Below are 10,670 nucleotides of genomic sequence, written 5' to 3' on the forward strand. Positions count from 1 at the left end.
CTAGTATTTTCCGTACTTGTAGCCGTAACCGTCGCTATGGCCGTGTTCGTACTTGTTGATGACGAAGCTTGCGTGGGCGGTGCTGTTGCCCTTGAGCAGCTGGTTCATGCCGTCCTGGATGGCGTCGATGCTGTGCCTGTTGTACTCGATGACCATCACGATTTGCGATGCGACGCGGCAGGCGAGGGCGGCGTCGGTGACGAGCATGATAGGCGGCGTGTCGATGATGATGAGGTCGTAGTCGCTTTCCATCGACGAAATCAGGCTCGTGAAGTGGTGCGAACCGAGGAGCTCGGAGGGGTTCGGGGGAACGTTTCCGCACTGCATGATGAAGAGGTTGTCCACTTCGGTCGGTTTCACGACATCGCTTGCCGTGGCTTCGCCCAGGAGGATCTGCGAAAGCCCGTTGCCGCGCTTGATGCCGAATTCCTTGTGCAGGCGGCCCTTGCGGAGGTCTGCGTCGATGAGGAGGACCTTCTTGCCGAGACCCGCATAGAGGGCGGCAAGGTTCACGGAGATAAAGCTCTTGCCCACGCCGGGGATAAGTCCGCTCACGCCGATGATGGGCTTGCTGCCTTCGCTCATCGAGAATTCAAGCGAACTGCGGAGGGCGCGTAGTGATTCCACGGCCACGTCGTCGGGTTCCACCACGGCGAGCGGGCGCGTGCCCTTGGTCCCGTTCGGGTTTCCTTTCGGGACCTTTGCGTAGACGCTGAACCCGGTCTCGCGTTCGATGAAGTGCGCATCGCGGACGCCGTTGCTGAGCTTGCTTTTCAGGAGGACGAGTGCCGCGCCGAATGCAAAGCCGATGACGAGGGCGATGAGCACGATAATCTTCTTGTTCGGCTTGGATGGCTTGTTTACCTGTTCCGCGAAGTCGATAATGCGGACGGAACCCACTTCTCCGGCAGATACGAGTTTCAGCTGCTGGATGTTGTTGAGCATCGTCGTGTACAGGATCTTGCTCGTTTCCACTTCGTTCGTGAGCTTGAGAACTTCCTGCTGGGTGGCGGGGAGCTTCTTGGTCGCGCTGCTGTTGGCGGCAAGTTCACGCTTGAGCGTCGCTTCCTGCTCTTCGAGCGTCTTGATGGTCGGATGTTCCGGCTGGAAAAGCCTGATGGCGCTCTGCTTCTTCTGCTGGAGTGCGAGCAGGTCCTGCTGCAGCTTGGTTCTGTTCTCGAGAACGATGCGCGTTTCCGCATTGATATCGACGGATCCGACCTTGTTCCTGTAGGTATTGAACTTCAGGAGCGAACTGTCCATCTGCGCCTTGACTTCGGGCAGCTGCTTTTCCAGAAATTCTAGCGTCTTCTGTGCTTCGGCATTGCGCTGTTCCACGTTCTGCCGCAGGTAGGTCGTGGCGATTTCGTTCAGGATGGTGGTCGCGCGGTCAGGGTAGATATCCTGGTAGCTGAATTCCAGGATGCCAGTTTTCTTGCCTTTTTCCTTGACGGAGAAGGCTCCCTTGAACGAACCGATGGCATTCAGGCGATTTTTCTTGGTGATGGCGAACTTCTGGCCCGGCTGGACTTCCATCGAATAGACGCTGAAGGAGACGGTGTCGCCCGCGTAGGGAGTCCTGTAGGTCTGCCCGGGAGTTCCCGTCAGGACCTTCTTTCCATTGTGGTCGAGAAGGTCGAAGGTCACGCTGTCCTTTGCCACGGCGAACCAGGGCTTGCCCATTTCTTCGGCGGGTAACTTGCTCCAGGGGACTTCGAACTGGTGCACTTCCATCCTGCCTTCACGGTGGAGCAGCCTGTCGAGTTTGTTCAGCGGTTCCGCATCATACTGCAGGTGCATCTTCTCGACGGCTTCGCCGATAATCTGGCGGCTCATGATGAGCTCGATTTCCGTCTCTGCCGGGCTGGCTGTCGCGAAAAGGCTCCCGAGTCCGGCCATCATTCCCATGTTCTTGTTGTTTTTCGTCTCGATCTGTAAAAGGGCGTCGACCTTATAGACGGGGCGGATCCACAATGCGACGAATACACCGACAACTCCTGCGATGAATAGGCAGGGGAGGAGTATTTTCCAGTTTTTCACCATGTCCTTGAAAAATTCGACGTAGTCCGAATCTTCTTTTTTCTTTGATGACGCCATGATACAACCGTTAATTTTTAGATAGTTATAATTATGAATATAGAAAAATTGCTAAAATAAAAGCGATGAAGAAATTCCTTGCACTGTTTTTCGCCTTTGCGGCGCTTTCTTTTGCTTACATCCCCGGCGAATCGGGCTTTGTGTCGCTTGAATACGAACACGGCATCTTCGGGAACCCCGCCGGTGTTTCCGCGTTCGATTCGAGGGGAGCCCTGCTCGACTACCAATACGACAACGGGATTTCGGCATTCCGCGTCGGGGGAAACCTCGAACGGCTCGCTGTCGGATTTGATTACCGCACCGATGGAGAAGGCTTTGACGAATCGCGATGGAACGCCGCGTTTTCGTTCCCGATGTTTAGCCGCATGCTCTTTTCCGGATCGCGCGTGACCGCGCTCCGCAGCGCCGATTTCGAAGGCACGGAGTGGACTTTTACGCAGGGGTTCCTGCTCCGTCCGCTACGGTTCTTCTCGCTGGGATATTCCTGCGAGAACCTGCTCTATCTGGGGCCGCAGTCGCAGGAACGCATCCACAACCTGGGCGCGACTATCCGCCTTGGAAGTCATTTCTCCGTGAGCTACGACTGGGAAAACTGGGAAAGCCACCGCCTGCTCCTGGAACTCGGAATATACGGTTTCCGTTTCGGTTTCCGGATGCCCCTCTATGGCGATGACGAATGGAAACTGACGGTTGCCACGTCGCTTGGCGGCTACAACGATTTTGCGCTCACCTTCTTCGACGACATGCTCCCGAAACGCGGGGCGTGGGGCTACCATTCCGCAAGGAACCCGAAGGCGTCGCGCTTTGCGCAGGTCGTGCGCGTTCCCCTCAATACCGACGTGGTGGAAAAGAGCGAAGCCATACCGTTTATCGGGAGCCGCGACATCGGACTTTCCAAGGTGCGTAATTTGTTCAAACACCTGATGCTCGACCCGGCTGCTGGTCTCGTGATTCTCGACTTTTCGGGCTACCGCGGGAACCTGGGGGTCTCGAGTGAAATCTATGGTTACGTCATGAGACTCAAGGCCCGTGGCACGAAGGTGGTCGCCTATGTCGATGATATTCGTTTGTCTGTGCTCGTGGCTGCGGCGTCGGTCGACCGCATTGTTGCAGAACCTTCGGCGCACCTGACCTGGCGCGGTCTCGGCGGGAATACGCTTTTTTACAAGGGCCTCCTCGACAAGCTGGGCGTGAAGGTGGAGTTCCTCAAGCATGGTGACTACAAGTCGGCGGTGGAACCCTACGTGGCCGATTCCATGTCTGCGGAAGCCCGCGAGAACAGGACCGTACTCTACAAGGACCTTTGGGACTTCACCTCCATGCTGGTTGCGGGCCGCAAGTCGAACAATGCCCATGATGCCTACGCGACGAAGAAACCGCTCGATTCTCTCGCCACGATTCCGGTAATCTCCGCTTCGGCGGCGAAAAAGGCCGGCCTCGTGGATACGCTCCTCTACATCGACCAGGTCCCCGCCTATGCGCTCAAGACTTTCTTCGATGTCGATGCCCCGCAGGCGCGCTACAGGGACTGGAACCCGACATCCAGGAAGATCTTTACCGAAAGCTGGTCGCGCCGCTCGAAAATCGCGCTCCTGAATATCGACGGCACCATTGATTCCCGCATGGAAGCGGAAGTCTCGGCGGCGCTCAACCGCCTGCCCGGCGTGGCCGACGCGCTTGTGCTCCGCATCTCTTCCCCGGGAGGGAGCGCACTTGCGTCCGACAAAATCTGGGCCGCCCTCGAAGCCGTGAAGGCCCGCGGGATTCCCGTGGTTGCAAGCATCGGCAGTGTCGGGGCCTCGGGCGCCTACTATATCGCTTGCGGTGCGGACGCGATTTTCGCGGAGCCGTTTTCCATTGTCGGGAGCATCGGCATCTACGGCGGGAAGATCGACGCTTCCGGGCTCATGAGCAAGCTTGGCCTGAAGGTGGAAACGGTCAAGACGCACGAGCATGCCGATGCCGAAACCTTCACGCGCCCGTGGACGGACGACGAGAGGAAGGCCCTCCAGGATTACATGGACGAGTTTTACGCAAGGTTCGTGGGCGTCGTCTCGAAGGCGACCGGGATTGCCGACGCAACTGTCGATAGCGCCTATGGCGGCGGCCGCGTGTTTGTCGGCTGGAAGGCTCACAAATACGGCCTCGTGCAGGGAATCGGAGGCATCGAAAATGCCATCGAAGAAGCCCGTAGGCTCGCAGGAATTAGCGAGCGCTCCGAAATAGAGCTTGTTTCGCTTTCGACCGGGAAATCGGACATCGTGCCGGACGTCTCCGCGAAGGCTCTCCTCGAAACGCTTTCGGACCTGGATCGTGTGCAGTTCTGGGCGGTTGATCCTGCGCTCTTGGAACAATCGCTGTTGGGAGGGGGCCTCTAGCCGCCGGACGCGAATATGCTAGCCATTGTCGTTACAGTCCTCTGTTGCCTTGCCGCCTCGGCGTTCTGTTCCGTGACGGAAGCTTCTTTCTATAGTGTGCCGCCTGCGACGGTTGAGTTCCTGCAGAAGAACAAGAAGTTTACGGCCAAGTACCTCACGCACGTTAAGGAAAATATCGATCGCTACATCGCCTCGGTGCTTATCGTGAATACGGTCGCGAACACGGTGGGAGCCTCGCTTGCGACGGCGCTCGCGGTGAAGCGCCTCTCCTCTACCGGCGCGATGGCGCTCCCGATTGTCCTCACGATTCTCATTCTCCTCTTCGGTGAAATCACTCCCAAGACGCTCGGCGTGAAACAGGCGAAGACGTTCGCCCCGCTCGTCGCGGTGCCGTTCTACTACATTACGAAGATTCTCGGGTGGACGGGGCTCATCTGGCTGTGCCTTACGCTCACCAAGCACTGGACGCACGAGGACGAGGAGAAGAAGGACGTGAGCGTCGAGGACATCAACAGCCTCGTGAGTCTCGGGCTCCGCGAAGATGTCATCGACCGCCAGCAGGCATCCGTTATCAAGAATATCCTGTCGCTCAAGTCCGTGCCCGCGCGCAAGGTGATGACGCCCCGCCAGGTGGTGTTCAGCCTCCCTGCCGACAAGACCATCGGCGAGACGCTCGACGAGCGCGGCAACTGGCCTTTCTCCCGCATCCCGCTCCATGGCGAAAAGAAGGACGAGTGGATCGGGATCGTGCTCAGGCGCGATGCCTACAACCAGCTTGCCGAGGGAAACCGCGACGTGAAGCTCCGCAAGCTCATGCGTCCCTTGCAGCTCATTCCCGACAGCGTCATGCTCGACAAGCTCTTGCTCCGGTTCTTGAAGCAGCGCGGACACATGGTGGGCGTGGTGGACGAGTTCGGCGCCATCGCGGGCATCGTGAGTCTCGAGGACGTGCTCGAAGAAATCCTCGGCCGCGAAATCGTGGACGAGTACGACGAATCCGTGAACCTGCAGGAGACCGCCCGCCGCCGGAGCAAGGCCCTGGCGTTCATCCGCAAGAACCGCCCTAAGAAATGACGTTTTTTTGTAAAATGTTGATATAATTCTACTAATTCATGCAATTAGTAGAATAAAAATTGCCGATTTTACGGACTTTTCTTGAAAAATTCGATTTTTTACCCTTGATTCCCTTGCCGAATCCATCTATATTTGTCTTGCTTTTCCTGGGCGCCGATGTCCGGGAATCTAATTCACCTAGAGGATTTACATGAAGACCATTACGGTAAACCCGAAGTCCGTCACCCGCAAGTGGAAGCTTGTGGATGCCGCTGACAAGCCGATGGGACGCGTTGCAAGCGAAGTTGCTCGCCTCCTCATGGGCAAGCATAAGGCCATCTATTCCCCGAACGTCGACACTGGTGACTTCGTTGTTGTCATCAACGCCGGCAAGGTTGCCGTTTCCGGCAACAAGAACCTGCAGAAGGAATACTTCCACCACACCGGTCACATCGCCGGCGAACGCTGGATCAACTTTGCCGACCTCATGGCTAAGGATCCGACCGCCCCGCTGACCGCTGCCATCTGGGGTATGCTCCCTCACAGCGCTCTTGGCCACAAGATGGTTAAGAAACTCAAAATCTATGCCGGCGCCGAACATCCGCACGCTGCGCAGAACCCCGAAGTCGTTGACTTCTAATCTTTAGAACGGAGGATACCTCTATCGCTACCGCAAAGAACAAGAAGATCTACCGTGGCACGGGCCGCCGCAAGAACGCCATCGCCGCTGTGATCCTGAAGCCGGGTACCGGCAAGCGCACTATCAATGGTCGTGATTTCAAGGATTACTTCCATTCCGAAGTGCAGAACATGATTGCCAACCTTCCGTTCGCCATCCTCGGCAACGCGGAAGAATGGGACGTCGAAGTCACCGCTCGCGGCGGTGGAATCGCCGGCCAGATGGGCGCTGTCCGTCTTGGCATTTCTCGCGCTCTCGTCGCCAACGACGCCGAAGTGAAGCCCGCCCTCAAGAAGGAAGGCCTCATGACTCGTGACGCCCGTGCCGTTGAACGTAAGAAGTTCGGCCGCAAGAAGGCCCGTAAGCACTTCCAGTTCAGCAAGCGCTAATCTGCGAAATCGCTTTTACGGAAAACCCTGGCAGACGCCAGGGTTTTTCTTTTTGCACACCGCAGGTGTGCGCGAGGCAGGCTTTGCTTGCCGAAGTTCTTTATTATAGTTATTCCAGGACGAACCGCTTGAAGAACTTGGGATCGTGGGCAAGAGCCTGGAGTTCCTTTTCGAGCGAATCCGCGCCGAAGATTTCGAGCAGGGTCTTCTCTTCCGAGTACAGCGATACTCCCAGCCCGAACCGGTGCTCGGCGATATCGAAACCCATCGCTTCGAGTATTGTCGGCGCGATGTCGATGGAGGTGAATTGCCTGCGCCTGGTTTCGGAATTCTTGGTCGGGTTTATCAGGATGGTGACCCACTTGCGGTTGTTTATGTTCGGCCTGGCCAGGAACTTGCCGGGGAACTTGTTCGGGAAGAGGTGGTCGCCGACGATGACGATGAGCGTGTTTTCGGCGAAGTCCTGCTTTTGGCACCACTCCACGAACTCATTCACCTCGCGCGAGGCGCAGCGCAGGGTCGCCTTGTAGTAGTCTTCGTCCGAACCGGATTCCGGCTTCTCCAGGCATTCCTTGTCGTAGAATCCATAGGGGAAATGAGTGTTGATGGTTGCGATGGAGACCGAGAAGGGCGAGCCGTTCCTTGCGATGGAATCGATGTAGGCCCTCGATGCCGCATAGAGGCTCCTGTCCGTGAGGCCGGCCTCGAATGAGCGCATGTTCCTGAACTTCTCGTCGACATCCTGCTTGCTTTTCATGGAGACCATGTCGTAGATGACGTCAACGCCATGCTGTTCCAGAAACCAGTTTTGCATGTTGAACCGGGAATCGGTTCCCATCACGAAGTAGTTGGTGTAGCCGTACTTGTGCAGCGATTCCCAGAAACTCTTTGCTCCGGGAATGAACTTGTTGTTGAGGCGCAGGCGTGACAGTAGCGGGATGCCCGTCGTCTTGGAAAATGTCCCGGTGATGGTGTTGCGCGAGCCGAGCATGTCGTTTCCACCGCCGAACCTGTCGGAATGCGAGAAGCCCGTGTTCTTTTCGAAGAGCTGGGTGATTTCGGGAATGTAGTTCGTTGCCGCCTCGCCGCCGCTTGCCGTGTCTGCGAACGTGCTTTCCATGGATTCCATCAAAATCCAGATGAGGTTGCGCGGTTTTTCGGGCGCGGTTATGTGCAGGGAATCGGCGTCGATGAAGTATTTCTCCAGCAGGTCGCTTTCCATGACGGCAGTTTCGTTCTGGATGGCATCGATATACCTGGAAACGGGGACTTTCTCGATGAAGAGCGCGAGAAAGGCGATGACGCCGACGGCGGTCAACGCGGCGCAGGTGGCCCTGGGCTTCCTGAGTACGGTGCAGAGTTCGCCGAAGAAGTAGGAAAGTACTGCGGTCAGGGCGACAATGGGCAACAGGGCGCGTAGCAGGTAGCTTTTGACGAATATCGCGGTGAAGCCGTCAAGCGGGAGGTCGAGTGTCGTGATGACCGACTCCACGTCGTTTACCGGGAACGTACGCAATGTCCAGATGGCAGAAATGCGGACAAACAGGATTATGAATAGGGAGATGGGGAACGCGAACGACCACTTGCATGAGGGCTGCGCACCGGTTTTCTTGAAGGTGACGAACTTCCATGCGAATATGGCGCCCCAGAGGATTGCTGCGAACAGCACGTGCTTTGTCGAGGGGGGCGGGTTCCCGGTGAAGTACGACATTACCCAGGTAAGCGCAAGCATCTCGGCGCAAACGCGGATACTGTTGAATGCAGTCTGCCTGCGGGTTTCCAACCTGTAGAACAGCTTGCCGCGGAGCAGCACGAAAAAGAGCGAAACGCAGATATAGGCGGCAATCAGTTTCATCGCTAAAAACCAGAGTTTCTAGAAGTTGTCCGGGCGGTCGAACATGTGCGTGACGAACTCGGTCACGAGCGTCACGTAGGCATCGTCGCTGAAGATGGGCTTCTGCATCAGGTCGATTGCTTCCTGCGAGAGTTTGCCGGTAGTTGCAAGTTCTGCGCCGCCCTTGCGGTACTTTTCACGAAGCATGTTGAGGCGGCGCGGGCCACCGCGGTGGTCGAGTGCGCGCATCTGCGGGCAGGCGATGAGCGTGTATCCCTCGTGCCCGAGAATGATGTCGAACTGCTTGCGGATGGGCTCGTAAACCACGTCGATATCCATCCAGGCGCAGCTCGAAAGCAGGATGATTTTCTGGCCTTCTTTCTGGAACTGGAGCCCATGCAGGTGCGAGTTGAGTGCGTTCGCGCCATCCTTGAGCTTCTGGCCCATGTAGGGGTGGACCATGCCCACGATGCGGTCCATCAGGACCTTCATCTGCCCGGGGATGCTGAACAGGAACAGCGGGAAACTCCAGATGACGATATCGGAGTTGATGAGCTTCTCGCGCACCATCGGGATGTCGTCGTCCTTGATGAAACAGCTTCCGTCGGGGCGGCCCCAGCAGCTGAGGCACCCGCGGCAGGGCTTGATGTTCAGGCGGTCGATGAAGAGGTACTCGGTTTCGTAGTCGCCGTTCTCTTCGAGCCCCTGCACGAACGCCTTCGTGGGGATAAGCGTCCCGCTGCGTTCGTTCTTCGGGCTTGCGACCATCACGAGAATCTTCTTCTTTTCTGTCATGCGCCCAAATTTAGAAAAAAACAGCAAGAAGGAGATTGCATGCGCAGGTTCCCGAGTGTTTTTTAGAGGTTTGAAAAAAAGCTAAAGTCATTTGACATTTTATGACATCCTGACGATACTATATTTGAAGTGATAAAGAACTCCGGCTCCGGGCCGGAAAGGAAGAACATGAAGTTCATACACACAGCCGACTGGCACCTGGGCAATTCGATGCACGACATCGACCGCCAAAAAGAAACCGAGCAGTTCCTCGCCTGGCTCAAGGAACGCATCGTGGAACTCGGGGCGCAGTGCCTTGTGGTGGCGGGGGACATCTTCGATACCACCAACCCGCCCGTCGAGGCGCGCAGGCAGTATTTCCGGTTTCTCGCCTCCCTGCTCGAAACGGACTGCAAGAATATCGTCCTCATCGGCGGGAACCACGACTCGGGCGCACTGCTCGACGCCCCGCGCGACCTGCTCGACGCCCTCAATATCCAGATGGTAGGCTCCCTCGGGGAACGCCCCGTAGAAGAACTCGTAAAGGAATTGACGGATGCCAGCGGGAACGTCGTGGGCATCGGCGCCGCAGTCCCGTATGTACGCGAAACGGAACTGCGCCGTTTCAAGCCCGAAGACGCAGTGGATTTCGCCCAAAGCACATACAGCGGGCTCTACAGTGCCGTTTATGATGCCGCCGAAAAGCTGCGCGCCGGCCGCGATATCCCCATTATGGCTACAGGCCACCTGTACGCCTCCAGGCTGGAAGGCCGCCCCGAAAACGACGAGGGCAAGGATGCGAAGGAACACGGCATGCGCGACATCGTCGGGAACCTCGGTACAATCCCCGTCTCCGTTTTCCCGGAAGGCTTCGACTATGTGGCCCTTGGGCATATCCACTACACCACCAAGGTGGCACAAAATCCGAAGGTGCGTTATTCTGGCTCGCCGTTCGTGCTCGGCTTTGACGAGGCAAGCATCCCGCACCATATCCTCTGTGTCGACCTGCAGAAGGGCGCAGAACCCGCTGTGCAGAAAATCGAGACCCCGCAGTACTTCAAGTTCCTGCGCGTATCGGGCTCTGTCGGGGATATCGTCATGCAGCTGAACCAGCTGAAAAATGCGCCCGCAGAAAAGCCCCTGATGGTGGAAGTCGTGTACGACTACGCACCGGGCGTGAGCATCAACGAAGCGCTCGAATCCGTGCTGGAAGGCGCCCCGTTCGAGGTCGTGAGCAAGAAGGTGAAACGCGCCGACACCCTTGCTGCAGATACTTTCTCGGACGATACGCTCGAATCGGTCGACGTCCTTACCGATGAGGAAGTGTTCAAGCGTCTCGTGATGAGCAGGATGGGTGCGCCCGAAATGGACGAAAGTATCCAGAAGGCCCTCGATGAATATCTCCCGCTCTTCAGGCAAGTGGTCGAAGAAGTCAACAACGAAACCGGCAGCGAGGAGGCCTAATA

Annotated in this window: 8 protein-coding genes; 5 read left to right on the plus strand and 3 right to left on the minus strand. The window is 57.1% G+C overall.

Annotated features, from left to right (window positions below):
- The gene (locus B4B27_RS06460) at positions 1–2,097 is read right to left on the minus strand and encodes a polysaccharide biosynthesis tyrosine autokinase (RefSeq protein WP_290724852.1); all 2,097 of its coding nucleotides are present in this window, start codon (positions 2,095–2,097) and stop codon (positions 1–3) included.
- A 65-nt stretch (positions 2,098–2,162) separates the two neighbouring features.
- Here B4B27_RS06460 and sppA point away from each other — a divergent pair, with 65 nt between their 5' ends.
- The 4 genes from sppA (at position 2,163) to rpsI (ending at position 6,596) form a co-directional block, all read left to right on the plus strand.
- Positions 2,163–4,475: a signal peptide peptidase SppA gene (sppA, locus tag B4B27_RS06465; RefSeq protein ID WP_290724854.1), complete on the plus strand. Its 2,313-nt coding sequence runs from the start codon at positions 2,163–2,165 to the stop codon at positions 4,473–4,475.
- 15 nt (positions 4,476–4,490) lie between these two features.
- Positions 4,491–5,549 (plus strand): hemolysin family protein, encoded by a 1,059-nt coding sequence (locus tag B4B27_RS06470; RefSeq protein WP_290724856.1) that lies wholly within the window; start codon positions 4,491–4,493, stop codon positions 5,547–5,549.
- A 190-nt stretch (positions 5,550–5,739) separates the two neighbouring features.
- The gene (gene rplM / locus B4B27_RS06475; protein ID WP_173380878.1) at positions 5,740–6,168 is read left to right on the plus strand and encodes a 50S ribosomal protein L13; all 429 of its coding nucleotides are present in this window, start codon (positions 5,740–5,742) and stop codon (positions 6,166–6,168) included.
- A 23-nt stretch (positions 6,169–6,191) separates the two neighbouring features.
- Complete coding sequence (rpsI, locus tag B4B27_RS06480) at positions 6,192–6,596, plus strand: 30S ribosomal protein S9 (protein ID WP_088636612.1); 405 nt, start codon at positions 6,192–6,194, stop codon at positions 6,594–6,596.
- A gap of 109 nt (positions 6,597–6,705) precedes the next feature.
- Here the strand turns inward: rpsI and B4B27_RS06485 are convergent, their stop codons facing one another.
- Both B4B27_RS06485 and B4B27_RS06490 read right to left on the minus strand, forming a co-directional pair.
- Entirely contained in the window at positions 6,706–8,451 is a 1,746-nt protein-coding gene (locus tag B4B27_RS06485; RefSeq protein ID WP_290724860.1) for an LTA synthase family protein, read from the minus strand.
- 18 nt (positions 8,452–8,469) lie between these two features.
- The gene (locus tag B4B27_RS06490) at positions 8,470–9,225 is read right to left on the minus strand and encodes a flavodoxin family protein (RefSeq protein ID WP_290724862.1); all 756 of its coding nucleotides are present in this window, start codon (positions 9,223–9,225) and stop codon (positions 8,470–8,472) included.
- A 168-nt stretch (positions 9,226–9,393) separates the two neighbouring features.
- Between B4B27_RS06490 and sbcD the strand changes: the two genes are divergently transcribed.
- Positions 9,394–10,668, plus strand: a complete 1,275-nt coding sequence (gene sbcD, locus B4B27_RS06495; RefSeq protein ID WP_290724864.1) for an exonuclease subunit SbcD — start codon at positions 9,394–9,396, stop codon at positions 10,666–10,668.
- Positions 10,669–10,670 lie beyond the last annotated feature (2 nt).

It is taken from the genome of Fibrobacter sp. UBA2449 (genome assembly GCF_002342555.1).
Taxonomy (GTDB): Bacteria; Fibrobacterota; Fibrobacteria; order Fibrobacterales; family Fibrobacteraceae; genus Fibrobacter.